The sequence below is a fragment of the Methylobacter psychrophilus genome (genome assembly GCF_025583945.1).
Lineage (GTDB): Bacteria > Pseudomonadota > Gammaproteobacteria > Methylococcales > Methylomonadaceae > Methylobacter_C > Methylobacter_C psychrophilus.
Genome location: NZ_JAOEGU010000001.1, coordinates 47,542 through 73,303 on the forward strand (window position 1 = coordinate 47,542; position 25,762 = coordinate 73,303).

The following is a 25,762-nucleotide window of genomic DNA, read 5'->3' on the forward strand; positions in this document are numbered from 1 at the left end:
GATTTTACTTTACTTCTTTTCATCCCCTAATCATGAGCTAAATAAGATGAGCCAATCCAAAAACAAGCTAGTTCTTATAACACCAAAAGCTGATGGAAAAAAAATCTTGTCAGCGGCTCAAAAGCAATTTAACAGTCTGACCAAAAAAATTGATAACAAAAAAAAGTTGCTGATGGAATGGAAAGAAACCATTCCGCTGTATCGTCATAAGGTTGATGAGGAATATGAACCCTTGGAAGAGGCGTTAAGTAACCATAAATCAGAGTGGGTTCAGTTATTGGATCAATCTTACAATCTGCCGCTGTTCAAAAAAAACGACAAGCTAAAGATGAAGCATCTTATTTGCGAACTGGCAGAGAATTTAATCACCGAGTTTAATAAGGATGACTTAAAAACACTGTTTAATAAGTACAGTGATGAGGATTACGATACGGTTAATCAACAGAGTGAATCTGCTGTTGGCGATTTGATGAAAAGTCTTGCGGAAGATATGTTTAATGTCGATTTGGGCGATGATGTTGATATCAGTTCGCCAGAGAAGTTTCACGCTCACTTGCAGGAGAAACTGCGTGAACAAGCCGATGGGCAAGCGGCAGAAGCGGTCAAACCGCGCAAAAAAACCAAAAAGCAACTGGAAAAGGAAGCCCGTCAGCTAGAGGAAGATGAGTTGGCCAGTAAATCGGTTCGAGAGGTGTATCGCAAGTTGGTTGCCGCACTGCATCCTGACCGCGAGCCTGATGAAGAAGAACGTAAACGCAAAACCGAGTTGATGCAGCGCGTCAATACTGCTTACGGAAAAAAGGATTTATTGTTGCTGCTGGCATTGCAGTTGGAGATTGAACAAATTGATCCTGAACATTTGAGTCATATTGCTGACAGTCGCTTAAAATATTTTAACAAGATCCTGAAAGAGCAGTTATCTGAATTAGATCAGGAAATCGATCAAATTGAAGGAATGTTTAAAGTCGATTTAAACTTGCCATTCTATGTCTTGTTAACGCCAAAACAGTTGTTGTACAGGCTGGCTAAAGATATTCAGGAAGTACAGGGAGATATTGTTGCCATTCAAAATGAACTGGAAATGTTTCATAATCCACCGGCTCTTAAAGCCTGGCTAAAAAATTATAAAATCCCCAAGAATTCTGATCGCGATGATTTTGATGATTTACTTTTTGGCGGCATGATGCCGTTTGGGTCTAAATAAGACGGCTACCACAACGTAACCCGAGACAGTATAACCATCCCTTGAAGGGATGTTATCTGTAAAATCGTTCCCTCGTTACCAAGCTGGAGCTTGGTAACGAGGGATTGGTAGCTTAAATTACTGGATAAATTATGACCGAATCGTTGTTGTTTGCTATTGCCGGAGCATTGGTAGTGGCTATTTTACTGTTGTTAATCGCTGTTTTGCTACGCGTGAACGGGTTGATTAAAGCTGGCGCGGATAGTGGTTTTCAAGAATTAATCCGTTTGCAAAAAATGCATGAGATTAGTTTAAAAGAAGGATTTTCTGAATCGAGGAAAGAGCTGAGAGAAGTCAGTTTGGAAAATCGAAGGGAAATGCAGGAGTCTTTTAAAATTTTTCAGGATACCCTGTTAAACCGGATTAGCGAGAACGGAACGATTCAACACAAGCAGTTGGAAAGCTTCAAGAATGCCTTAAATGACTTATCGGAACGACTAATTACCAATTCCAATGAATTTAAGCAGAGCGTGTCATCATCGTTTCAAATCTCAAGTGACGTGTTAAACCGCAAACAGGATGAGTTTCGGGAGAAAACAGTTCAAAAACTGGACGGCTTTGAAACAAGCATAAAGAACGATGCCAAATTAAACCGCCAAGAGTTGAATGACGGCTTAAAGTCGTTTAAGACGACCTTTTCAGAAAGCATTAATGATTTCAACCAGCAGTTAAGTTTGAAGTTTACCGAGTTAAATAAACAACAAGTCGATGCTACGGCGCAAGCCAAAGCCAGTATCACTGAAATCAGGGATACCATTGAACAACAACTAAGATCCATACGGGAAGACAACACCCGGCAATTGACGGAAATGCGTAAAACCGTGGATGAAAAATTGCAAAGCACCCTGGAAAAACGTCTCGGCGAATCTTTTAAACAAGTCAGTGACCGGCTTGAGCAAGTTCATAAAGGCTTGGGCGAAATGCAAACCTTGGCGATTGGTGTCGGTGATTTGAAAAAAGTACTCGCCAATGTAAAAACACGTGGCATTCTTGGCGAATACCAATTAGGGAATATTCTGGAGCAAATTTTGACTCCCGAGCAATATTCGACCAATGTCGCTACCAAGCAGGGCAGTCAGGCAAATGTTGAGTTTGCCGTTAAATTACCCGGAAAATCCGATGAAAAAACGGTCTGGCTACCTTTGGATTCCAAGTTTCCTTTGGAAAGTTATCAGTTACTTTTGCTGGCTTATGATGAGGCGGAACCCTCAAAAATTGACCAGGCACAAAAAATCTTGCTTAAAGTTGTGGAAAGTTTTGCCAAAGATATTAGTGATAAATATATTGATCCACCGCACACCACTGATTTTGCGATTATGTTCCTGCCCGTTGAAAGTCTGTTTGCCGAGGTATTACGACATCCTCATATGTTTGAACTACTCCAGCGCAAATACCGCATTACCATTACCGGGCCTACCACGTTATCAGCTTTGTTAAACAGCCTGCACATGGGCTTTAGAACGCTTGCCGTACAAAAACGCAGCAGTGAAGTCTGGAAAGTCTTGGCGGAAGTTAAAACAGAATTTGCCAGTTATTCCGATCAGCTGGCGCTTGTCCATAAACAATTGACTACCGCATCGGGTTCCTTGGAGAAATTAAAAGATACCCGAACCAAGGCGATGGAAAGAAAGTTGCGTGATGTGGCGATATTGGAAATTACGGAAGACAAAGAAGCAGTTTTGTTATTGGAAAGTTAAGGGATTTACTATGATAAGGTTAGTGATGTTTTGGAAGCTCTCACTCAATAATAGAAATTACCTCGTTAATTATCTTCTTGTTTTCAAGTATCTGTTTCCGTTGACGTCCAGTTTTCCTTAACCAGCAGCTTTAACTGTTTAAGTAAGGCGTAGTGTAGCTTATGGAGTTCATCCAGCTTTGCCAGCGTCTCCGGGTCTTGTTCATCGGTATGAAGATCCAGTAGTTCCCTTGCGAGCAGGTGCACTTGCTGGTGTAAGGGCATAATGGCCTGAAAGGTCGGCTCATTAATATGGCGTGTGATACCTTCTGTATTTAGCCATTTGCCGAAGCGGCATTGCAGGTCATTAGGGACAGGGCTTTTACGCCCGGATTTAATATGGTTTTCTATGCTGGTAATCCAGATGCTATGTTCGGCGCTGGCAAAAAGTAGCGGCAAATCGTCACGAGTAAAGGATGGTCGATTAATCCAGCTTGAATCAGGCCGCCAAGTGGTGGCCCAGTTTGGGATATCATCGGCTGGCATGGGGTGGCCTATAGCATAGCCTTGAGCCAGATCACAACCAAGTTGTAGCAGCATTTCACCATGTTTTATAGATTCTACTCCTTCGGCGATTACCTGAAGGCCGAAGGCTTTAGCCAAGGCGACTACCCCCTCTATAATGGCCAGATCATCTGTATCATTAAGCATATCACGCACGAAACTCTGATCAATCTTGATCTGACTGACCGGTAAGCGTTTCAGATAAGTCAGTGAAGAATAGCCCGTGCCGAAATCGTCCAAGGAGAAGTGTACGCCGATTTCCTTACTGGCTTCGATCACTTTGGATACTTTAGGCAAGTCCTTCATGGCACTGGTTTCAAGTACTTCCATTTCCAAATCACCCGGTTTGATATCAGGATGAGCCTTAAGCCGTACTTGGAGGCGTTCAATGAAGTCGTTCTGCTGTAACTGGAGGGCATCAATGTTGACACTGACAGGGATGTCCAATCCAGACCTATGCCATTGTTCTATTTGGGTCAGGGCTGTTTCAATTACCCACTCACCAAGTTCTATAGACAGTGGATGATTTTCTATTAAGGGCAAAAAAATATCAGGAAGTAGCAGGCCTTTATCCGGGTGCTGCCAGCGAATTAAAGCTTCGGCGCCGATGATGCGGCCTATGCGAAGATTGACTTTGGGTTGGTAATAGAGCACAAACTCGCCTGCGGCGAGGCCACTACGGATGCGATCCAGGCTTTCGTGGTGGGTACGGGTAAGGTTGATTTCTGTGGCATCGAAAATATTGTAACGGTTTTTTCCTCTCATTTTGGCTTGATACATGGCTTGGTCGGCCTGCCGTATCAGTAAATCAGCATCGACTTCTTCTGTCTGCGGGTAAAAGGTGATTCCCATGCTTGCTGAAACCTGGAGGGAAATATTGTCAAATTGAGCAGGTTGGGATGCGGCAGTGAGTAATCGGGTGAGTAACGGTATGCTGGTTTCGATGTCGCTTATATCAAGTAGCAACGCGATGAACTCATCGCCACCGATTCGGGCGAGGGTATCAATTTCGCGTAAAGCTTGCTGCATATTGTTGGCGACAGTGATGAGTAAGTGGTCGCCTGCTAAATGCCCGTAATTATCGTTGATGGCCTTAAAACCGTCCAGATCAAGAAAGACCACTGCCAGTAGTTGCCCATGCCTTTTGGTTTGAGCGATACCTTGATGTAGACGATCAATCAGGAGTGTGCGGTTGGGTAGATTGGTCAGTGGATCGTAGTGGGCGCTACGTTCCAACTCGGTTTCATGTTCCTTGAGTAAGGTAATGTCAGACAATAGTGCGACATAATGCTGAATGTTACCCAGCGTATCGCGTATGGCAGTGATGTTTTGCATTACCGGGTACACTTCGCCGTTCTTGCGACGATTCCAAAATTCGCCATACCAATAGCCTTTATTAACCAGATCATGCCACATGTTTATGTAGAATTCCGGTTCCTGGCGACCAGAGCTTAATAGGCGCGGATTTTTGCCTTGGACTTCGTCGTAGCTGTAGCCGGTTATTTCGGAAAAGGCATCATTGACCTGAATGATGGCACCGTTACCTGTAGTGATCATGATACCTTCGCGGGCATGGGTAAAAACGCTGGCAGCGAGTTGGAGTTTTTCTTCGGCTTGTTTGCGCTCACTAATGTCTTGCAGAAAAACTACAAATTGCTCGTCTTTGATGGGTTGGTACTGGATACTGACTTCTACAAAAAAAATACTCCTATCCTTGCGACGGTGTGTTGACTCGAAACGGTCTTGGCCCTGAGTGATGATATTTTGCAGATGTCTGATGGTATCTTCGGCTGTTTTTGAGGCTTCCAGGTCAGCAACATACATGGTTAGTAGTTCCTGTTCGCTATAGCCGCTCATTTGGCAATAGGTTTCGTTAACTTCCAGTAAATGCCCTTGTTTATCCAATAACCAGAAACCATCCATGGCCGTATGGAGAATACTTCGATGCCGTTCTTCATTGTTCAGTAGTGCCGAGGTTAATTCCAGTTGCCTTTGGTAGAACATCTGGCGCTGTTGCCGCCATAACAGAAAAATTAACGCACCTGCACTACAGACCAGTATAGATACCAGTAAGAGTGTGAGTTTCATTCGTTCGCGTAGGGGAGCATATACTTCCACCTCGTCAATACGGGTTACCAGATACCACGGCGAATCAGGAATGGCATTTACTGCTGCAATTACCGGTACGCCCCGATAATCGGAGCCTTCGACGATGCCACGTTGTCCCAGCACTGCTTTTACGGCAGGTAACGAAGTGTTGCTCAGTGGCATGCACAGGTTAAGTGCTGCATCCTTATAGAATCGAAGATCGTTTAAAAAGAGCGCATCGTTGTCGTCGCGGCGAACGAGCAATGTTTCGGCTGTCGGACTTGGTGTCGGCCAATGTTGGATAAATGGATACAGATAGCGGGTTGGATCAATGCGCATCCCTATTACGCCCAGTAGCTTGTTGTTGTCCTGCACGTCAAATATCGGCACTATCAACGCCAGATATACGCGTTGATTATGTTCGTCCCGATAAAAATCTTGCAGTATGATTTGTCCTGATTGTAGCGAGTCAGCAGCGCTTTTAATCAATGTGGTGCTCAAGGGTGTCGTCGTTTTAGGCATTGACATCTGAATGCTACCTTTACTGTCGATCAGAAAAGCCATGTCGTATCCGAATTGGTTTTGGTACTTGCCGAGCCAATCTTGCATCATTTTTTGTGTAGGCTCGTTATTTGGCATCTCCAGTAGTTGTCGGACAACGGCAGCGATTGAGATACTCTGAGTGAGAGAGGCATCCCTAAGCCGTTCCATGCGCCACCGAATCAGTTCGCCCGTTTTTAATTCCGCTATAGCCAGAAGATTTGCTTCTACCTCATGGCGGAATTTTTGTTCAGTCTCGCGGTAGGAGTTGTATGTCACTGCGATAGTGCCGGCGGCAAAAATAACGAAAACCAAAATATAGAGTGGATTTTTTATAGCATGGGTGTTGGGTGTAATTGATGGGTTGGAATAACGAGCAGCAAACATCCACAATACCAGACTTATAATCAGCAGGGTCAGACTGGTATTGAGTGCAGAAATAGTTAGCGTTTTTTCAAAGGGTAGTAGTGGTGTGCCCAAGGCATAGGCTAGCAGGAGAAAAATGCCCAGTAATGAAAGTAAGCCGGGCAAGCCTTTGGCGATTACGTCCAGCCAGAATCCTTGAATAGTATGAGACGGTAAAGTAACCAGCGGCACGTAAGCCAACAGGAAGCCAAAGGCGGTGATTGGCGAGATATATCCTATGGGTACATTACCCAGTGTGCCGTGAATTTGTAAACCAAAGAGTTCCGCTGGCCAGTAAATGTCGAGAAGTCGTAAGGTCAGTAGCAACAAGGCCCACAGGATACCTGTCCAGCCAAAGAGTGTGGTAAGTAAAAGAGAGATACGACCTGGCGGCTTTTGGATGCAGAGACCGAGAGTTATGCTGAACAATATAGATAGACCGGCAGTGTTCGGTGCCATTGGGATGGTGCCAGATTTCCAGGTAGTGAGGTAGGGATTGTCCAGTACCCAGCCAAGTAGTGATAATAGGCCGATCGTTGCCACGGCTAAATCCCCAACCAGAAGCGCCAGCGTGAGCCAGTATTCTGAATGGTTGTTTTTTGTGGAAGTCATGTCATTGCCTGTTTATAGTCTGGTAGGTTGGCCGATTGATATAGGTGTCCATTCATCGACAATTACTTTTGGCATCGCCATCGCCGTATATTCCGGTTCAATATCCTGAGGCCTCTAAATATTAATGCCGGAACATAACTCAAGAAAATAACCGGTATGATGATGATGATTACTTATTTCACGGGGCGAATGCCACTTAAAAAACATTCAAATTAATAGGGCTTGTCTCTGCCTGTGAAATTGCGTTATGGGTACTGTTTAATTGACTCGCGGCCAGTGGAGAAGCATGCAAATTTTATAACTAATCGGCTATTATATTAGCACCTTTCAAAGATGCTTTACTACTGAAAAACTGATGTCAAGATGATAAAATTGATGGGCTTTTTTACTGCGGAAGTTCGGTTGGATTAATAGTTTTTTGTATATACTTGCTAACAACTGTAATGAGTGTGTATCCTGACAAATCGATGTTTTTTCAGTGGGTGACATGCCTGGCTAAGTCACTCCAGCTATCGGGAGGCAGAGTCATTATGGCGCTAATGAAACAACTGCGGCTTGAGAGGTAAGAGCCTCTTATTTATTTTTTTGTATGAACGTATTAAGAGCCAACTATTCAAGTTATACATCACCCGAACAGTTTATTGTAGACATCCGTGTCTGAAGATATTGAAAAACAACAAATTCACATATAATTTTGGTTATATTTTGCTATTTTATCTATTCTAAAGAGCATGTGTAAATGGTTTAGCTACCCCTTGGATTATCGGGAAAAGGCAGCTATAAGCACGCAATTTAGGCTGATAACGGGTTGTCTTTGGCTAGGGATACCAGTTTCGCACGCGCATAGCCATGAATATCCTGAAAAGGTATGGGTTTATGAAATACGGTTACTCCATTGGGCAAAGAACCTTTCTTGTCGATGTCTGCTTTGGTCAATTCGGTCACGACAATAATGTCCATAACATTGAACGTACTATCTTTGCCAAGCGTGTTTATCATTTCAAATCCGTCTACGGCTTGCATTTGTAGATCGCTAATCAGAATATCCGGGCATTGTCTGGTAATTTGTACTAATGCTGACAGGCCATCGTCGACGATATTAAGGTCAATGGGCAGCTCCCAACCTGTTATCGTTGACTGATAAAGTTTTTGCAAAGCCGGATCGTTCTCAATGACCAGGATGGACAGCTGGACCGGTTGATTACTGGCGATGGATGATTGGCCATTTTTTAGAAAATTCTCTACGGCGCTACCCAGTATTCGTCGGTGTCCTCCTGAAGTTTTCCAGGCTTGCAGGGTTCCATCTTCGACCATTTTCTGTACGGTTCCCCTGGATAAGCCAAGCATACTTGCAACTTCGCGTGTATTGTAATAAATGTGGCTTTCAATAGTGTCACTGGCATCAAACTGATTTTTCATAAGTGGGCAAAAGGTTAATATTTTTAATGGAAAAGTATACCAAGTAAAACACCAACACAGTTGGTGTCTTTATTATGGTTATCTGTAAGCTTAATTATCGTAGTTGACCTGCAACAGTCTTACCTTGAGTTAAATTATTTTCACATGCTGGGTTAGGGCATTTGATTGTTGATAAAGTATCGTTTCTACTGTTTTGAACGGAATAGGCTTCGGTAAGACTAGTAAATCATTAGGCATAATACCCATTTTCATGATTTCTTTGACTTCCATTCCTGTTACCACAACAATTTTTGTATCTTTCATATCAGGCATTTTCATAATTTCACTGATCATATATAAACCATCAATATGTGGCATATTTAAATCCGTAAAAATAAGATGCGGTTGATATTTACCAACCATCATTAACCCTTGGCAAGCACTTGTAGCCAGAAAGAGTTGATGAGGTACACTGAACTGGTTGAATTGTAATTCACATAGCCGCAAAATAGCATAGTCATCTTCTACAATCAAAACCCTAAGCAGGGTGTCGTTATCTATTGCGGACGGTTCTATGCGCTCATTGTTTCCGGTTAATAAAGACCGGGTTGCCGATAAGTGTTTTATAACGTCTTCCCGACTTAATCGCCGGTGACCACCCATAGTCAAACTTGCTTTTATTTTGCCGCTGTCTACCCAGTTTTGTACGGTTCGCTGGCTAACTTCCAATAAAACTGCTGCTTCTTTCGTGCTTAACCAAGATTGTTCCTTCACATTTCAAACCCTAAAAATTACAAGCATGCTAATTATAATAGTATTTATTATTGACAAAGCAATAAATTATTTATTATTAGTAAGCAGCTAATATTACAATAAAAAGACATGTTCTTCGACTATTGTAGTATAGACCATATTAAAATTGCAAATTACGTATTTTTTATATCGATTTAATACCTACTTTTATATCAAAAATGGGTAACTACTTGGCGATTAAAAAATCAGTGTTGATGTTGGACAGAATTATTTATTATAAAATGGCTGTTGTGGGTGTTTATAGTCATTGTAGCGCCGATGCAGATAATGAAAATTTACTGGAGAGAACAAAATTATTCACTTTAATCTGTAGTTTTTATCTGTTTCCGAGCAGGTAAGATTTTTTTTAAAAGTCAGTTTTTGGTAAATAAAATTGAATCCTGTACTTTGCCTGATTTAAGGTGCGCTGAGGCTTATATAATCGTTTTGTTCATGAGGATCTCCTGATAAGTTAGTCATAAGTGAGATGCGGAATACTATTTCTGATCACTGACCTTAGATTCTACACACGAGACCAAGCTTGTTCTGTACGGTAACGAACAGATTGGAAATTAGTTCACGATGCACATTACGATAGCTGATGTGGCTGCACTAAACCGGGTGCACATTAGGTTGCAATGACTATTATTTTTTAATATTGTTATAGCTTTCCTCGCTTTCGCGCTGCTCTTTTTCCCCTTCTCCAATCATTCGGTTGCCTTCATCGATTTTATTTCGACCTTCGCGAACTAAAGTATTACCGCGATCAACTAATTGTTTGCCTTTTTTCCATCTGTCGCCCATGTTGGCTATGCCTTGACTTTCGGTCAGCATTTGTTCGCCTGAAAGGATGGTTACAGGTACAGATACAGGTGTAGGATCAGAAGCGCAACCACCGAGTAGTAAAGTCAGGCAAGCGATAGTTAATGAGTTCGATCGGAGTGTAAAATGATTTTGCATGCTTAGTTGCTCTTAAATTCTATGAATGTATAACGAATGGTGAATTTTAAAACGTTATGCCGGTTGCAATCAATTTCTTATTGTCATTGTAATGATAAGTCAGCCTGATTAGGCAGACTTTTTTTATTCGGCATATTTTTGATAAATCGATGTTATTGGTGCTGTAAATGGTGGGCAGAAAACGTTGCCCACCTTACACTGCTTATCCCTTTAATACTTTTAACACGGCTTGCATGGTGGTATTGGCATCGCCAAACAACATACGGGTATTTTCCAGTACAAACAAAGGATTACCCACGCCCGCATAACCTGAGGCCATGCTGCGTTTAAGTACGATAGTGGTTTCACTTTTCCAGCATTCCAATACCGGCATACCGGCAATCGGGCTGTTGGGGTCATTAAGCGCCGATGGATTTACAATATCATTCGCGCCAATAACAATGGACACGTCAACATTGGTAAAGTCATCATTGATTTCGTCCATTTCAAAAACAATATCGTAAGGCACTTTGGCTTCTGCCAACAATACATTCATGTGGCCGGGCATACGTCCTGCAACCGGATGGATGCCAAAGCGCACTTTTTTACCTTTATCCCGTAACAATTTGGTGATTTCATAAACGGTATGTTGAGCTTGTGCAACCGCCATACCGTAGCCTGGAATAATCATGATGTTTTTTGCAGCTTGCAGTAATTGCGCAGTTTCTTCGGCATCGATAGGCTGTACTTCGCCCTCAATGGCAGCGGCTTCTCCCCCCGAACCGGTACCAAAGCCTCCGGCAATAACGCTGAGAAAGTTTCTGTTCATGGCGCGACACATAATGTAACTCAAGATGGCGCCACTACTGCCAACCAAGGCGCCGGTAACAATCAATAAATCGTTACTTAGCATAAAGCCGGTTGCCGCTGCTGCCCATCCTGAATAGCTGTTGAGCATCGAGATAACCACCGGCATATCTGCGCCGCCTATTGCCATAACCATGTGGATGCCGAAAATCAAGGCAATACCGGTCATAATAGCTAAGGGGATAATGGCATCGCCACCGCTTTCTGTTTGTTGTAAAAATACGACACCTAAAGCGATAGTGGCAATCAATAAAATCAGGTTAAACCAGTGACGACCGGGCAATAACAGCGGTTTACCACTAATTTTTTCGCTAAGTTTGCCAAAAGCAATCACGGAGCCTGAAAAAGTAACCGCACCAATAAGAATGCCAATATAAATTTCTATTTCGTGGATGGTTTTTTCAATGCCGGTGATGGTAATGGTGCTGTCCATAAAGTTGGCATAACCGACCAACACTGCGGCCATACCGACCAAGCTGTGCATAATGGCAACCAGTTCCGGCATTTGCGTCATTTCAACTTTTAACGCGGCTCTGGCACCAATGGCACCGCCGATTAATAAGGCCACGATCAGGATGTTATAAACAGTGACCGAGCCGCTAAAAGTGGTGGCGAGAATAGCAATCGCCATACCTAACATGCCGTAATAATTGCCTTTACGTGCAGATTCCTGATTACTTAATCCGCTCAGGCTAAGAATGAACAGAATGGCGGCAACGATGTAAGACATCGTAACTAAACTGTGGGACATGGTTATCTCCTGTTATTTTCTGAACATTTCTAACATACGGCGGGTAACTAAAAAGCCACCGACTATATTGATAGATGCGAAAAGTGTAGCCACGCCCGCAAGGATGGTGACGGTAAGGTTATTGGTGGAAATTTGCACTATTGCGCCAATCACGATGATGCTGCTAATGGCATTGGTGACGCTCATTAACGGCGTATGCAATGAGTGTGAAACATTCCAGATCACTTGATAACCCACAAAACAGGCCAGCACAAAGACGGTAAAATGCGTCATGAAGGATTCAGGCGCAACAGCACCCAAGCCAAATAAAGCCAGGCCGGCAATAACTATCGGTAGCAGTTGTTTAACAACGGGAGGAATGAGTGATTTTTTTTGCTGCTCCAGTACCGACGGATAAGCCGGTGCTTCGGTTTGTGGCGCGGGGGCAGCAGAGAGTTTTGGTGCGGGTGGTGGCCAAGTGATGTTGCCTTCTTTTATGACCGTAGTACCCCGTATTACCTCATCGTCCATATTAACGTTAATGACGCCGTTTTTTTCTGGGGTAAGTTCAGTTAATAAATGGCGCAGATTCGTTGAGTAAAGTTGGCTGGATTGATTGGCCAAGCGACTGGGTAAATTGGTATAGCCGATAATGCTCACATCGTGCTTGACTACAACCAGATCTTTTTCCGTCAGTTCGCAGTTACCGCCTTGTTCAGCAGCCAAATCAACAATCACACTGCCGGGTTTCATCGATTCAACCATCGCGGCGGTAATTAGTTTTGGTGCAGGTCTGCCGGGAATGAGCGCAGTGGTGACAATAATGTCCACTTCCTTTGCCTGCTCGGCAAATAATGCCATCTCGGCTTCAATAAATTCTTTGGACATGGTTTTGGCATAGCCACCGGTACCTCCGCCTTCTTCCTTGAAATCCAGCATCAAAAATTCGGCATCCATACTTTCTATTTGTTCTTTTACTTCCGGTCGGGTGTCAAATGATCTGACTATTGCGCCCATACCTTTTGCGGTACCAATGGCAGCAAGTCCGGCAACGCCGGCACCGATAACCAGTACTTTAGCCGGTGGTATTTTACCGGCGGCAGTGATTTGACCGGTGAAAAAACGTCCGAAATGTTGCGCCGCTTCAACGATGGCACGGTAACCTGCAATATTGGCCATGGAGCTTAGTGCATCCAGCTTTTGGGCTCTGGACATACGTGGCACGCTATCCATAGCCAGTACGGTGGCATGTTTAGCTGCCAGTTTATGCATTAACGCTTCGTTTTGTGCCGGCCAGATAAAGCTGATTAAAGTAGCACCTGAGGATAATAGATCCGTTTCTTCCATCGCCAGTTTAAGGTTGTGCTCAGGAGCACGCACTTTCATGATGATATCGGATTGCTTCCAAAGTGCTCTGGTATCGGCGACGATTTCAACTCCCACTTCTTGGTAAGCTTCGTCTGAAATATTGGCACCGAGACCGGCGCCGCTTTCGACGCTAACGGAAAATCCCAGTTTCATAATTTGTGCAGCAGCCTCTGGCGTAGTGGCCACACGCATTTCACCTTGGTGAATTTCTTTAGGTATACCAATCTTCATACAGTCTCCTGTGGGTGTGATTTAGGGCATAATAACAAGCAAGAAGGTTTTGGCGAGAGCAAAAACCCCAATGGCTGAGCATAGGTGATTCGGCTTTGAGTTACAATAAAAAAAAGCAGTTCTTTTAATAAGGGATATTTTGAATGGCTCTTGCTTTATGAGTCCGTTAAAACTGTGTAGTTATTCATCGTCAAGTTTATAAAAAATAATGAAAATGTTTTATGTCAAGAGTGTTACCTTCCGGGTAATGCCATTTAAGGGCAGTTGATGTTTCTCTCAAAGGATTTTATAGAAACTGCCGAAGGGCTCATTTTTGCTGTCGTAGCTGCAGGAACGGAGCAAGGCAAAGTACTGTGTTTTTTGCGTTATATTAATGACGGAAATTTGGGCTGGAAAAAAGTCGCGACGGAGTCGGCCAATGCTTTTCTAAAAGAACGTTATTCTCAGTACCTGTATTATTCTCTGGTTTTGGATGCTCATTTACATGCAGTAGCCATCGATCGGATCGTTAAGCATCATCAACCCAGGCAGCGCTTGCAGCAGATTATGCAGCTAAATCAGTTGGATGCTATTGAGCGAGACCTGTTTCAGCTTTGTGAGTTATTACAGCAACACGGCCTGGATTTAACACAAGTGGGTATTACCGGTTCAATATTGGTTGGCGTGCAGAAGTCCGGTTCTGATATTGATCTGGTTTGTTACGGCAGGACGGTTTTTCATCAATGCCGGGCAATTACCCGTACACTGATAGCGCAACAGCAGTTGCAAGAGTTGAATGATACTGACTGGCGGCAATCTTATGAACGTCGTTGCTGTGAATTAAGTTTTACAGAGTATGTCTGGCATGAGCAGCGAAAAGCTAATAAAGCGGTCATCAACGGACGAAAATTTGATTTAAATTTCATTGATGATTCGATCCATTCAGAAGGTACTGCTTATCAAAAATGTGCAGCCGTTACTTTGCAATGCATCGTTATTGATGATACTCATGCCTTTGATTATCCGGCTGAATTTAAAATAGATCATGAAGACTTCGATGCTATTGTCAGTTTTACGGCAACTTACACAGGGCAGGCAGTTAATGGTGAAACCGTCGAAGTGTCAGGGATAGTCGAACAATCACAGAAAGGCCTTAAGCGTATCGTAGTGGGTTCCACTCGTGAGGCGCACGGTGAATATATCAAGGTGATTCGTGCCTGAATTAAAGGCTTTTTCCGCCGTTATTTTTGATATGGATGGTCTGGTTTTAGATACCGAACCGACCTATTTTATTGCCTGGCAACAGGCAGCAAAAGCCATGGGATACAAACTTTCCGAGGAGTTTTGTCTGTCCCTGTCCGGCTTGCATTATAACGAGATAGAGCTAAAGCTGGTGGCTGGTTGTGGTGCTGATTTTAATTTATCGGTATTCAATCAGTTAAGTGGTATTTTTTGGCGTGAACAGGTCAATGCTTACGGTATAAAAACTAAACACGGCTTTACCGAGTTGTTGGAATTTATTGTGCAGCAACAAATACCTTATTGCCTGGCAACCAACAGTCGAGCGATTAATGCTTATGAGTGTCTTGAATTTGCCGGAATAAAAGATGTTTTTTCAATGATTATCACCCGTGATGATGTTGAACAGGGCAAGCCTGCGCCGGATATTTTTTTAAAGGCCGCCCGGTTGTTGCAGGTACCGATTAATGAGTGTCTGGTACTGGAAGATTCGTATGTCGGCATTGAGGCTGCATCCAGGGCCGGTGCTTTTTCAGTGTTGGTACCATCAACAGAGCCTGTTGAGCCAATGGCTGTTGAGTTGTGTGATTTGATCAGGGTTGATTTGATGCAGGTGCTTATTACTTTTAAAGGCGAAATGCCGGCAAATTAAATCGCTGTTGATAAGCCAATTTTTAGATTCCACGCAGTGCAAAATCTATTTGCTAAGTTCACCCCTCTGTCAGTTAATCCTGTATAATTAGCGTATTTTTTCGCAACACACGACACCATCTGTGATAGTTCAATATTCTAAAGTCTCAGTCATTGCCCCTGCCAGATTGCATATGGGGTTTATTGATTTAAGCGGATCCTTGGGTCGCCATTTTGGCAGCATCGGTGTCGCATTGAACGAACATGCAACCCGATTATCGGTAACGAGTGCGCAGCAACGTATCGTTACCGGGCCTTCTGCAAAACGTGCCGATAAATGTTTAACGCTAATGTGTCAGGCATTAAATGTCTCCGATAAGTTGGCTATAATCATTGAATCGGCTATTCCTGAACATGTCGGTTTGGGTTCCGGTACGCAAATGTCATTGGCAATAGGGGCCGCCCTTAATGCCTTTTACGGCTTGGGATTAACGGTGCGTGATATTGCAGCTTTAATGGATAGAGGTTTGCGTTCAGGGATCGGTATTGGTGTTTTTGAGCAGGGCGGGTTGGTGGTTGATGGGGGGCGCGGTGAAAAAACCATTACGCCGCCGGTTCTCGTACACCTCGATATACCCGATTCCTGGCGTTTTATTTTAGTTCTTGATCAACGGGGGCAGGGACTGCATGGACAGCAAGAAATAGAGGCATTTAAATTATTGCCACCTTTCCCAAAGCAGGAAGCCGAACGCTTATGTTATTTGTTGCTAATGCAGGGTTTGCCTGCAGTGGCTGAAAATGATCTCACTAAATTCGGTGAAGTCATTACCCGGTTACAGCGCTCGGTCGGTGAGCATTTTTCAGCAGCTCAGGGCGGCGTTTTTACCAGTCCCGAAGTTGCTGAAGCAATGCACTGGCTGGCCGGGCAAGGCGCTGTAGCGATTGGCCAAACTTCATGGGGACCAACCGGATTCTGTGCGCTTGATGGTGTTGACTTGGCCGAAACCATTACTCGGGAGGCCAGGCAGAAATTTGCTCATTTTGATAATTTGAGCTTTGTTACTGCAAGTGCGCGTAATAGTGGAGGGGATGTTTTTGTCATTGAGGGTTAGCTGGTTTTTATGCGCTGAAAAGGAATATAAATACGGTATAAATCGGGTTATGTTTATTTTTGGATATAATCTGGTCGACATATAAAATGTCATGCCTGTTAATGCTAACTGGGTTTATGTAAAAGGATCGTTTTATGTATCACACCACGAAGAAAGCAAAAAAAACAAACGATCATGATGTTATTCAAGATTATCTTGCCAATGTAAGAAACTTACTGGCTCGGCATAAGTTGGTGGAAGATTTGGTTCATCGACAGGATATGTTGCACCATGATCGGGTTGAAACATTGGTGCATAAACAGAACCGGGTCGAATTGCAGCAGTTGCTCGACAAAATTGAGTCTCAGCCTGTCGCTCATATACTGGAAGATCTGCCATCCGATGATCGGCAAATCGTTTGGCAACTGATCAGGGATGAGCGCAAAGAGGAAATTCGTCAGGAGCTATCCGACTTTGTTCGCGCACAACTGGTTATTGAGGCAAAGCCGCGCAGTCGAAGCATGATGATCAGGGTATTTGATCTTCATGAGGGACTTTTGCGCCAGGTACCCATTGAGTCCAGGGAAGACTTGGCTAAAGTTAATCCTGTCTGGATTGATTTAGTCCGGCCGGAGGATGAGCAGCTCGCTTGGGCAAAAGATATCTTTGGTGTAGAACTGCCTAATCCAAAAGAGTTAACTGATCTGGAGACCAGCGCCCGTTTTTATGTGGAAGATAATGGCGAAGTGCATTTGCACTCCGACTTTCTACTCGACCGTAAAGACGAGACTCGTAACGTGGCGGTGGCTTTCATACTGAGTAAAAATACGCTGTTTTCGGTTCGTGACAAGGAGTTGCCGGTATTTCGTTTACAGCGTTTGCGGGCACGAGCTGAATCCGGGTATGTCACCGAAGCTCTGGATGTGTTGCTGGATCTTTACGCTGCTGAGGTTGAATATTCAGCCAATGCTTTGGAGGATGTTTATACCGAGCTGGAGGGGGTGGGCAGGCAAGTGTTCAGGTCGCATATGACGGATGATGAAGCGGCAAAAATTCTCGCCGCCATTGCCGAAGAAGAGGATCTTAACGGACGCATTCGTCGTAACGTTCTTGATACCCGGCGTGCCTTGTCTTTCTTGATGCGTGGCAAATTTCTTTCTGAAGCGCAACATGCTGATGTCCGCGAAATTTTGCGCGATATTGAATCTTTGGACGGGCATACTTCATTTCTTTTTAATAAAATCAATTTTCAGATGGACGCTACGGTCGGTTTTATCAATGTTAATCAAAATAAGGACATTAAGCGCTTAACGATAATTAGCGTGGTTTTTATGCCGCTTAATGTCTTGGCCGGTATTGGTGGTATGTCTGAATTTACGATGATGACTGAGGGTGTGCCATGGCCGGTTGCTTATAGTAGCTTTGCCGTCGGTTTAATAACTATCGGCTGGATTACTTTTGCCGGCTTGCGGTTTTTCGAAAATCGTAAGATCAAGAAAAATCCTGCGGCAAGTCGAAGAGAGTCGTGACGCGTAGAAAATTTATCCGGGTATGCCACGTCGGCGCTTCGTAAAATACAATGGATATTCCTGAATACATCCTTATTGTTGCCAGTTCAGGACGGATGTTGGCGCAGGCGGCAAAAAAAGCAGGCTTAAAGCCTTTGGTTATTGATCTGTTTGCAGATCTTGATACCCAAGATTACGCGGAAGCTTTTGTACAAGTGTCCTCGTTAGCTAAAAAACAGTTAATATCGGCTGTAGATTATTTTATTGAGCACTATGCTGTTGCGCATGTTGTTTATGGTAGTGGTTTTGAACACTATCCTGAAAGTCTGCATTATTTAGCGGGTCGGTTGCTGGTGTTGGGTAATTCGCTTGATACTTTTGTTAAGCTGCATAACAAGCCGGTATTTTTTTCCAGTCTCAAGCGTTTAAACATTCCACATCCTGAAGTTTGTTTTAGTGCGCCGGTTTATGCTGATAATTGGCTGGTTAAGCCGATGCAAGGGCAGGGTGGTTTTGGGATAAAGCACTATCATCCTCAAGACGCTACTGAGCCTGCGGTTTATTGGCAAAAATATCAGGCCGGTACACAATATTCTGTGTTGTTTTTGGCGGATGGCACAGCGTTGCAAGTTATTGGTTTTAACCGGCAGTGGGTTGTTTCTTTAGATCAAAGCCAAGAGTTTGTTTTTTCAGGAATTATAAATAGTTGCGAGTTGTTGGATAAACAAAAGCAGCAGATAACGGACTGGTTAAAAAAATTAATCCCCGATTTTGGCTTAAAAGGTTTGAACTCGCTGGACTTTATACAAGCCGGTGAGGCCAGTTTGGTCTTGGAAATTAACCCGCGTCCTTCGGCCAGTATGCAATTGTATAATGCCGATTTATTAACCCGGCATATCAAGGCGAGTCAGGGTGAGTTAACGACTTACTGTGGTCATACCGGTTATACTGGTTATCAAATTGTCTATGCAGTGCAGGATATAACAATACCTGATGGCTTTGAATGGCCGGAAGGTTGCATGGATTTGTCAAAATCTGGAGCAGTGTGTCATACAGGACAGCCTGTTTGCAGTATTATTACCCACCAAAATCAGGCGCATTCGGTTATGAATGCGCTACTGATTAAACAACTTAACTTAATAAAAGGTTTTCAACCCATTATGGAATACAAAGCTAGCGTTAATAAATTGACCCAACCCTTGGTAAAATATCTGCTTGATAATGCCGACAAGTTACGCGTCAGTGTAGAAACCCTGGAAAATGGCTGCACTATTGTTGATGCGGGTATTAAAGTGCCAGGTGGTTTGGAAGCCGGACGTATTATTGCTGAAATTTGTTTGGGTGGCATGGGTACCGTCACTATTAATCATAGTACCTATACGGATAACTGGCCGTTGTCAGTGACTGTTCATACCGGTAATCCGGTATTGGGCTGTCTGGGTAGTCAATATGCGGGCTGGAGTTTGGCACATGAGAAATATTACGCACTTGGCTCAGGTCCTGCGCGGGCGATGGCAACCAAATTAAGAGACGGCAAGCAAGAGCCTGTTGAAGAGTTATATAAAGAATTGGATTATTTTGATGAAGCCGATACCACGGTATTGGTGATTGAGAATGATGCGGTTCCTCCGCTTGCCATTATTGAAAAAGTAGCGGAAGCCTGTAAAATTGACCCGTCAAAACTGACCATTATTGTTACACCTACCAGCAGTCTGGCGGGTGGCGTACAAGTAGTGGCACGCGTATTGGAAGTGGCGATTCATAAAGCCCATGCCTTGCATTTTCCGTTGGAAAATATTATCGACGGTAGTGGTAGTGCGCCGATATGTCCTCCGCATCCCAACTTTGTTAAAGCCATGGGACGTACTAATGATGCTATTTTATTTGCAGGACTTGTGCATTTATTTGTTAAAGGTAGCGATGAGGCGGCAGAAAAATTAGCCATGGAAATGCCCAGCTCAACGTCTAAAGATTATGGCAAGCCGTTTGCAGAAATTTTTAAACAATATGATTACGATTTTTTTAAAATTGATGCCATGTTGTTTAGTCCTGCCAGTGTGATTGTGACAGCCGTTGATTCAGGTAAAAGTTTCCGTGCCGGGAAGCTGGATAATGCTTTGTTGGATCAGTCATTTGGGGCATAAAACACAAGATAATGTTTTATTACATAATCAAGTTTTTTGTTTCAGCACTGATTATTGTGCTGATTTCGGAAATTGCCAAACGCCATAGCGGTTTTGCTGCGCTGGTTGCGTCATTGCCGCTGACTTCGTTGCTGGCAATGATTTGGATGCACGTTGATGGTGTGGAATCAATACATATTGCCGAGCTTTCCAGTCAAGTTTTTTGGCTGGTACTGCCATCGTTGTTGTTTTTCCTGCTTTTTCCAATATTAATTAAACAAGGCTTGGGGTTTTGGCTAAGCCTTGGCGTTTCGGTGACAGCGACTATTGCCGGTTATTTTGTTTTGTTGCCGTTGCTACGACGACTGGGAGTGCAGTTATAAACATGGGACGTATTGCCATTTTTACGGATGATCCGGGTTGGCACGGTAAACAGTTAAGCCTTGCTTTTGCCAATCTGGGTTATAGCAGTGATTTTGTTTCTTTAACACAGTGTTATTTCTCGATTGAACCCGGCCAACCTCCGGTTGTTATTCCGGGCTTTGAACAGGCTATGCCGGATGCCGTTTTTGTGCGCGGTGTTCCCGGTGGCTCATTGGAAGAAGTAGTCTTATATTTGGATATTCTGCATGCTTTAAAAGTGATGGGTATTCCTGTATACAACGATGGTTATGCCGTAGAGCGTAGTGTTGATAAAGGTATGACCAGTTTTTTACTGCACAATGCCGGATTGCCTACGCCGTTAACCTGGGTTTTACGCAATAGGGATGACGCGTTAAGTATTGCCGAAAATGAATTAAAAAAGGGGCATTTACTGATCACGAAGCCCTTGTTTGGTTCGCAAGGCGAAGGTATTCGCCGTCTTGAAAAAACAACTGATTTATTCTGGTTAACCAGCAGTCATGGAGTTTATTATCTGCAACGCTTTGTACATTGTTCCGGAGAGGGGTTTTCCGATAATCGCGTGTTTGTGGTTAATGGTCGCGCGGTTGCCTCCATGCGCAGGCGCGGTAAATCCTGGTTAAATAATGTGGCGCGCGGTGCCAGTTGTGAGCGGATTGAGCTGGATACCGAAATGGCCGAGTTAGCGGTTAAAGCAACCGCAGCATTAGCCATGGACTACGCCGGTGTCGATATTATTCAGGATAAGGACGGGCATTACACCATTATTGAAGTCAACAGTATTCCGGCCTGGAAAGGCTTGGAGAGTGTTTGTGATATCACGGTTGCACAAATTTTGGCTGATGATTTAATTAATCGTTACGTTAACGCCTGATGATGTCATCGCAACAACTTAGTGAGCTTTATCAGCAAGCGTGTGAAGTCGAGTTACAGGCATTTAAGCCGGGTAATATCAGTGTTTATGCGGATGGACATGATATGACCGTCGCTGATTTTAGGGTCAGCGCCAAGGTAAGTGCGGATCCGCTTTGTAATCCTGATTATTCATTAGGTGAAAAAATATTTTATGCCGTTAAGGCAACTCGCGAGGCAGTCGCTTGTAATACCAATTTAGGTATTATTTTACTGTGCGCACCATTAATTCAGGCGATCAGTGAGTTAACTCCCGATTTAACGCTAAGGCAAGCATTGAGTCAGGTTTTAACGACGACAACCCGCGAAGATGCTGAATGGGTTTTTAAGGCGATCACCTTGGCATCGCCTGGTGGTTTAGGCAGTTCCGATGATCAGGACGTCGCAGAAAAGCCAACGGTTAACTTGGGCGAAGCGATGCAACTAGCCAGTGCGAAGGATCGTATAGCCCTTCAATACGTTACCGGATATCAAGATATTTTTGATTTTGCAGTCTTGATATATTACAATGCCATAAGCAAATGGGGCCATCAGAAGTGGGCAGCGGTATCGGTTTATGCCGGTTTGTTAGGCCAATTTCCTGACAGTCACATTGAAAGAAAATACGGTAATCAGTACTCTGAAATGCTGGCTGTTAAGATGTCTCGACTAAGAGATGCGTTATCTGAAGCTGAAAATCCAGACCAACTACTGCCATTACTTTACAGCTTGGACCACGATCTTAAATCCAGTGGTTTAAATCCTGGAACAATGGCAGATATGACCGTAGCAACAGTCTTAACAGTTTTATTAGAAGATGTTATTAAGTTAAGTCTTCGTAATAAGAATCTCCCAATATAATTCTTGGGAGCGGGTAAAAACCCGATATTAGCTCGAATTTTTCATTTTTTCTTAATAAGGTGTATTAAACATGGCAATAATTAATAAAGTATTAATTGGTGAGTCTTTAGTTGGCGAAGGCAACGAGATTGCACATATCGATTTGATGGTAGGACCACGTGGTTCAGCTGCCGAGTCTGCATTTGCAAACGCATTAACAAACAACAAAGACGGTTTCTCTACTTTGTTGGCTGTTGTTGCTCCTAACTTGATGGTTAAGCCAGCAACTATTTTATTCAATAAAGTAACAATCAAAGGTTCCAAACAAGCTGTTCAAATGTTTGGTCCTGCTCAACGTGCTGTTGCTATGGCTGTTGCTGATTGTGTTGAAGACGGCACTATCCCTGCAGACGAAGCTGATGATTTATTCATCTCTGTTGGTGTATTCATTCACTGGCAAGCAGAAGACGATGCGTTGATTGAAAAATTCAACTATCAAGCAACTAAAGAAGCTCTGAAACGTGCTATTGCCGGTTCACCAACTGCTGCTGAAGTTGTTGCTGCAAAATCAACTGCTAAACATCCGTTCGCAGTTAACAACGAAGGTTAATTCCTTTACTTGATGCGTTAACGCATCTTGTATTAGTTGTTAAAAATACCTCGGCTTGCCGGGGTATTTTTTTGCCTACAGATTTTGAATATCTTCACGCTTTATCGCGCCAGAATGAAGTGCGCTGGCAATAAGCGCCTGTTGCACGCCCACTTGTTTTAATACCTGTAAATCATCGGCATTTCTGACTCCACCTGCAGCAATAAAATGTTTATGCGGATATCGCCTGCAAAACCCGTTTAACTTCACCAAATCAGGACCTTGATTACTGCCCACCCGATTTAAGGTCATGATAATAATCGTATCCGGCCATAAGTCAGGATCAGAAAAAAGACTTTTTGCCCCGAGTGTCTCAGATATCGAATAATCCAGGGAAAGAATAAAGCGTTTATTGAAGTCTTTGAGTTCTAGTGCAGTTTCATCGCTATAACTTTCACTACCTAATACCGGTAAATGATTGCATGGATACTTTTTAGGGAGTTGATAGCCACTATCTATCCAGAATTGTATGTCCGGAAAAAAAGCCAATACTTCCGTGATTAAACGTTCGTGATCGCCCTGATGAGTAATTGCATTTAAATCAGCAATATAAATGGTCTCAAAGTCATAGGCTCCAAGAAATGCGTCGATAACCTTATAAATGTCCGAAGACTGGCACAGACTGGTGCTGATGGGTTGGTATTGTTCGCGCATCCCTTGCCGGGCATGCACCACAACACCGTCTTTTAAATCAATGACTGGAATTATTTTCATGGGTAAAGCCGCTGCCGTTGTTCCGATGATAAAATGGTACCATGAAAATTTTAGTATTTGAGTATATCACCGGTGGCGGCTTTAATAAGCAGGAGTTACCTGATTCTTTGGCAAGCGAAGGGCGTTTGATGCTAAACGCATTGCTTGATAATTTACGTTCTTACATTGCTGATGATAATAACGGCAACGCTATAGACGTTGTAGTGATGCTGGACAGTCGCATTAACGACTCAATAAATACCGAAGGGTTTAATACGGTTATCATCAAGCCGGAACATAATTACCATGATGAATTTGTTCGGCTAGCGTTACTTTGCGATGCGGTCTGGCCTGTTGCTCCCGAGTTTGATGATGTTTTACAAAATCTTTGTAAAACGGTTGAAGTATTGGGCAAAAAGTTATTAACATCACCTGCGAGTGTTGTTGCGGTAACCGGCAATAAATTTAACACCTATCAGCATCTCAAACAGCATCATATTACTACGGTACCCACGCGACTGTTTACCGCTGAAATATGGGCGAGACAGGGCGCTGCCCAACAGTTGGAAGAAGAGCTTGCCGGTTTAAGCATTATAAGTAAAGTTGAAGAATGGTTGGTAAAGCCAATTGATGGTGTCGGTTGTACCGATAATTATATTCTGACTAACCCGCATGATTTTGAGAAAATGACCTCACGAGAAGGTGATTATGTTATCCAGCCGCATATTCACGGTGAAAAAACCAGTTTATCCTGCCTGTTTAAAGCAGGCACGGGCTGGTTATTGTGTGCCAACTTACAACAGTTTAATATTATCAATCAACAATATCAGTTATCAAAAATCATTGTAAATTATCAACCCGATTTAAGTCGTTATCAGGATTTGGTTGATAATATCGCTCATGCGTTACCTGAATTATGGGGTTATGTCGGTATTGATTTAATAGAAACGCCGGAGCAACTATGGGTGCTGGAAATAAATCCCCGTCTGACCACTTCGTTTGTGGGCATTAATGCGGCATTGGGAATTAATGTGGCTGAAAATATCCTGCAATTGCTGAAAGGTGACCCGACTATCTTACCCGTTTGTAATCAACCCATAACCATTAAAGTGAATAAAAATGACTCAAACTAATATCATGGGCTGGGATATCGGCGGAGCGCATGTTAAAGCGGCCGTTATTAATCCGGCAGGTGAAGTGATTGCTGTTTATCAACAGCCCTGTCCATTATGGAAAGGGCTGGATCAATTGCGCAGTGCGGTAACGCGGATATTGGATGAAGCATCCGGCAGGCATTATCAGCAGGCTATTACCATGACCGGAGAGTTGGTTGATTTATTTGAAGACCGGGACGATGGCGTTAAACAAATCATTGAGACCATGACGATGCTGTTGTCGAAAACGCATTGTTTGGTATTTGCGGGTCAACAAGGATTTCTGGAATACGGGCAGGTTAAAGCTTCCGATTATCAAGCCATTGCTTCTGCAAATTGGCTGGCCAGCGCCTCTTTTGCCGCGCAAAAAGTGGATAATGGACTGTTTGTCGATATCGGCAGCACGACTACCGATATCCTTCTGCTCAATGACGGTAAAGTGTTGGCGCAAGGTTACACTGATTACCAGCGCTTAATATCCCAAGAGCTTATTTATACCGGTATTGTCAGAACTGCAGTGATGGCGGTAGCCCAGACTGCAAGCGATCAAGGTCAGGAAATTGGCATCATGGCAGAGTATTTCGCTACCATGGCCGATGTTTACCGTGTTACCGGAGAGCTTAACGAATTACATGACCAAACCGAAACGGCGGATGGTGCAGAAAAAACCATTACTGCCAGTGCCCGGCGACTATCACGCATGATTGGCAGTGATTTTTTTCCTGAAGAATTGCCTCGTTGGCAACAATTTGCCGAAGCTATTCGTGCCCAACAATTACAAAAAATACAGCGAGGTTGTGAATATCGTATTAAAAATGTCGATTTTTCTAACACCAACCCGTTGATAGGCGCTGGAGTCGGACGGTTTTTGGTAAAACAAACTGCGCAGTCATTAGATTATCCTTATCTTGATTTTTCTGACTTATTTCCGGAAGTATTAAATCAAACCGGGTTAAGTACGGCAGATTGCGCGCCAGCGGTTGCTGTGGCCTGTATGGCCAGAGAATTATTCTAAAGTTTGTTTGGTGTCTTTCGTAGATAAAGCGCCGTTTTTGGGTTAATGTAAATATCACATAAGGGGTTTATTATGCTTGCTGAAAGACTCACTGGA

The 25,762-nt window shown here is 43.5% G+C and carries 21 protein-coding genes and 1 pseudogene; 15 read left to right on the forward strand and 7 right to left on the reverse strand.

Annotated features, from left to right (window positions below; all coding sequences use genetic code 11):
- Positions 1 to 46: 46 nt before the first annotated feature.
- Positions 47 to 1,204 (forward strand): J domain-containing protein, encoded by a 1,158-nt coding sequence (locus N7974_RS00170; RefSeq protein WP_262963694.1) that lies wholly within the window; start codon positions 47 to 49, stop codon positions 1,202 to 1,204.
- 131 nt (positions 1,205 to 1,335) lie between these two features.
- Positions 1,336 to 2,940, forward strand: a complete 1,605-nt coding sequence (locus tag N7974_RS00175) for a DNA recombination protein RmuC (RefSeq protein WP_262963695.1) — start codon at positions 1,336 to 1,338, stop codon at positions 2,938 to 2,940.
- Between the two features lie 83 nt (positions 2,941 to 3,023).
- Here N7974_RS00175 and N7974_RS00180 read toward each other — a convergent pair whose 3' ends face one another.
- Positions 3,024 to 7,058, reverse strand: a complete 4,035-nt coding sequence (locus N7974_RS00180) for an EAL domain-containing protein (RefSeq protein WP_262963696.1) — start codon at positions 7,056 to 7,058, stop codon at positions 3,024 to 3,026.
- Between the two features lie 28 nt (positions 7,059 to 7,086).
- On the opposite strand from N7974_RS00180, the gene N7974_RS00185 reads away from it, so the two are divergent.
- Positions 7,087 to 7,236, forward strand: coding sequence for a hypothetical protein (locus N7974_RS00185; protein ID WP_262963697.1), 150 nt, complete (start codon positions 7,087 to 7,089; stop codon positions 7,234 to 7,236).
- Positions 7,237 to 7,919: 683 nt separating this feature from the next.
- On the opposite strand, the gene N7974_RS00190 is transcribed toward N7974_RS00185, so the two are convergent.
- The 5 genes from N7974_RS00190 to N7974_RS00210 all read right to left on the reverse strand — a co-directional run bounded on the left by N7974_RS00190 (position 7,920) and on the right by N7974_RS00210 (position 13,452).
- Entirely contained in the window at positions 7,920 to 8,546 is a 627-nt protein-coding gene (locus N7974_RS00190) for an excisionase family DNA-binding protein (protein ID WP_262963698.1), read from the reverse strand.
- Between the two features lie 129 nt (positions 8,547 to 8,675).
- Entirely contained in the window at positions 8,676 to 9,299 is a 624-nt protein-coding gene (locus N7974_RS00195) for a response regulator (RefSeq protein WP_262963699.1), read from the reverse strand.
- Between the two features lie 663 nt (positions 9,300 to 9,962).
- On the reverse strand, positions 9,963 to 10,277 hold the full coding sequence (locus N7974_RS00200; RefSeq protein WP_262963700.1) for a hypothetical protein: 315 nt from the start codon (positions 10,275 to 10,277) through the stop codon (positions 9,963 to 9,965).
- Positions 10,278 to 10,479: 202 nt separating this feature from the next.
- Positions 10,480 to 11,874, reverse strand: a complete 1,395-nt coding sequence (gene pntB, locus N7974_RS00205) for a Re/Si-specific NAD(P)(+) transhydrogenase subunit beta (RefSeq protein ID WP_262963701.1) — start codon at positions 11,872 to 11,874, stop codon at positions 10,480 to 10,482.
- A gap of 12 nt (positions 11,875 to 11,886) precedes the next feature.
- On the reverse strand, positions 11,887 to 13,452 hold the full coding sequence (locus N7974_RS00210; protein ID WP_262963702.1) for a Re/Si-specific NAD(P)(+) transhydrogenase subunit alpha: 1,566 nt from the start codon (positions 13,450 to 13,452) through the stop codon (positions 11,887 to 11,889).
- Between the two features lie 267 nt (positions 13,453 to 13,719).
- Here N7974_RS00210 and N7974_RS00215 point away from each other — a divergent pair, with 267 nt between their 5' ends.
- From N7974_RS00215 to fae, 10 genes and pseudogenes are all read left to right on the forward strand, one after another.
- Positions 13,720 to 14,652 carry a hypothetical protein gene (locus N7974_RS00215; RefSeq protein ID WP_262963703.1) on the forward strand — a complete coding sequence of 311 codons (933 nt, stop codon included), beginning with the start codon at positions 13,720 to 13,722 and terminating at the stop codon, positions 14,650 to 14,652.
- On the forward strand, positions 14,645 to 15,322 hold the full coding sequence (locus tag N7974_RS00220; RefSeq protein ID WP_262963704.1) for an HAD family hydrolase: 678 nt from the start codon (positions 14,645 to 14,647) through the stop codon (positions 15,320 to 15,322). The genes N7974_RS00215 and N7974_RS00220 overlap by 8 nt, the downstream gene beginning before the upstream one ends.
- A gap of 121 nt (positions 15,323 to 15,443) precedes the next feature.
- Entirely contained in the window at positions 15,444 to 16,412 is a 969-nt protein-coding gene (locus N7974_RS00225) for a beta-ribofuranosylaminobenzene 5'-phosphate synthase family protein (protein ID WP_262963705.1), read from the forward strand.
- 134 nt (positions 16,413 to 16,546) lie between these two features.
- The gene (locus N7974_RS00230; RefSeq protein ID WP_262963706.1) at positions 16,547 to 17,920 is read left to right on the forward strand and encodes a magnesium and cobalt transport protein CorA; all 1,374 of its coding nucleotides are present in this window, start codon (positions 16,547 to 16,549) and stop codon (positions 17,918 to 17,920) included.
- A 95-nt stretch (positions 17,921 to 18,015) separates the two neighbouring features.
- Positions 18,016 to 18,747: pseudogene (locus N7974_RS20640) on the forward strand (ATP-grasp domain-containing protein); the annotation flags it as partial.
- A gap of 312 nt (positions 18,748 to 19,059) precedes the next feature.
- On the forward strand, positions 19,060 to 20,043 hold the full coding sequence (gene mch, locus N7974_RS20645; protein WP_317451570.1) for a methenyltetrahydromethanopterin cyclohydrolase: 984 nt from the start codon (positions 19,060 to 19,062) through the stop codon (positions 20,041 to 20,043).
- Positions 20,044 to 20,054: 11 nt separating this feature from the next.
- Positions 20,055 to 20,405: a DUF3147 family protein gene (locus N7974_RS00240; protein WP_262963708.1), complete on the forward strand. Its 351-nt coding sequence runs from the start codon at positions 20,055 to 20,057 to the stop codon at positions 20,403 to 20,405.
- A gap of 2 nt (positions 20,406 to 20,407) precedes the next feature.
- On the forward strand, positions 20,408 to 21,298 hold the full coding sequence (locus tag N7974_RS00245; protein WP_262963709.1) for an ATP-grasp domain-containing protein: 891 nt from the start codon (positions 20,408 to 20,410) through the stop codon (positions 21,296 to 21,298).
- Positions 21,298 to 22,176 carry a triphosphoribosyl-dephospho-CoA synthase gene (locus N7974_RS00250; protein WP_262963710.1) on the forward strand — a complete coding sequence of 293 codons (879 nt, stop codon included), beginning with the start codon at positions 21,298 to 21,300 and terminating at the stop codon, positions 22,174 to 22,176. The genes N7974_RS00245 and N7974_RS00250 overlap by 1 nt, the downstream gene beginning before the upstream one ends.
- Positions 22,177 to 22,246: 70 nt before the next feature.
- Positions 22,247 to 22,765 (forward strand): formaldehyde-activating enzyme, encoded by a 519-nt coding sequence (fae, locus tag N7974_RS00255; RefSeq protein WP_243221180.1) that lies wholly within the window; start codon positions 22,247 to 22,249, stop codon positions 22,763 to 22,765.
- A 75-nt stretch (positions 22,766 to 22,840) separates the two neighbouring features.
- On the opposite strand, the gene N7974_RS00260 is transcribed toward fae, so the two are convergent.
- Entirely contained in the window at positions 22,841 to 23,518 is a 678-nt protein-coding gene (locus N7974_RS00260; RefSeq protein WP_262963711.1) for a HisA/HisF-related TIM barrel protein, read from the reverse strand.
- Positions 23,519 to 23,559: 41 nt separating this feature from the next.
- On the opposite strand from N7974_RS00260, the gene N7974_RS00265 reads away from it, so the two are divergent.
- Together N7974_RS00265 and N7974_RS00270 are read left to right on the forward strand one after the other, a co-directional pair.
- Positions 23,560 to 24,630, forward strand: a complete 1,071-nt coding sequence (locus N7974_RS00265) for an ATP-grasp domain-containing protein (protein WP_262963712.1) — start codon at positions 23,560 to 23,562, stop codon at positions 24,628 to 24,630.
- Entirely contained in the window at positions 24,617 to 25,666 is a 1,050-nt protein-coding gene (locus N7974_RS00270; RefSeq protein ID WP_262963713.1) for a hydantoinase/oxoprolinase family protein, read from the forward strand. Before N7974_RS00265 ends, N7974_RS00270 begins: the two co-directional genes overlap by 14 nt.
- The last annotated feature ends 96 nt before the right edge of the window (positions 25,667 to 25,762 follow it).

Coding starts and splice junctions, on each gene's coding strand:
- N7974_RS00170 (WP_262963694.1), top strand. CDS start 47: ATGAGCCAATCCAAAAACAAGCTAGTTCTTATAACACCAAAAGCTGAT.
- N7974_RS00175 (WP_262963695.1), top strand. CDS start 1,336: ATGACCGAATCGTTGTTGTTTGCTATTGCCGGAGCATTGGTAGTGGCT.
- N7974_RS00190 (WP_262963698.1), bottom strand. CDS start 8,546: ATGAAAAATCAGTTTGATGCCAGTGACACTATTGAAAGCCACATTTAT.
- N7974_RS00200 (WP_262963700.1), bottom strand. CDS start 10,277: ATGCAAAATCATTTTACACTCCGATCGAACTCATTAACTATCGCTTGC.
- pntB (WP_262963701.1), bottom strand. CDS start 11,874: ATGTCCCACAGTTTAGTTACGATGTCTTACATCGTTGCCGCCATTCTG.
- N7974_RS00210 (WP_262963702.1), bottom strand. CDS start 13,452: ATGAAGATTGGTATACCTAAAGAAATTCACCAAGGTGAAATGCGTGTG.
- N7974_RS00215 (WP_262963703.1), top strand. CDS start 13,720: ATGTTTCTCTCAAAGGATTTTATAGAAACTGCCGAAGGGCTCATTTTT.
- N7974_RS00230 (WP_262963706.1), top strand. CDS start 16,547: ATGTATCACACCACGAAGAAAGCAAAAAAAACAAACGATCATGATGTT.
- mch (WP_317451570.1), top strand. CDS start 19,060: ATGGAATACAAAGCTAGCGTTAATAAATTGACCCAACCCTTGGTAAAA.
- N7974_RS00240 (WP_262963708.1), top strand. CDS start 20,055: ATGTTTTATTACATAATCAAGTTTTTTGTTTCAGCACTGATTATTGTG.
- N7974_RS00245 (WP_262963709.1), top strand. CDS start 20,408: ATGGGACGTATTGCCATTTTTACGGATGATCCGGGTTGGCACGGTAAA.
- N7974_RS00250 (WP_262963710.1), top strand. CDS start 21,298: ATGATGTCATCGCAACAACTTAGTGAGCTTTATCAGCAAGCGTGTGAA.
- fae (WP_243221180.1), top strand. CDS start 22,247: ATGGCAATAATTAATAAAGTATTAATTGGTGAGTCTTTAGTTGGCGAA.
- N7974_RS00260 (WP_262963711.1), bottom strand. CDS start 23,518: ATGAAAATAATTCCAGTCATTGATTTAAAAGACGGTGTTGTGGTGCAT.
- N7974_RS00265 (WP_262963712.1), top strand. CDS start 23,560: ATGAAAATTTTAGTATTTGAGTATATCACCGGTGGCGGCTTTAATAAG.
- N7974_RS00270 (WP_262963713.1), top strand. CDS start 24,617: ATGACTCAAACTAATATCATGGGCTGGGATATCGGCGGAGCGCATGTT.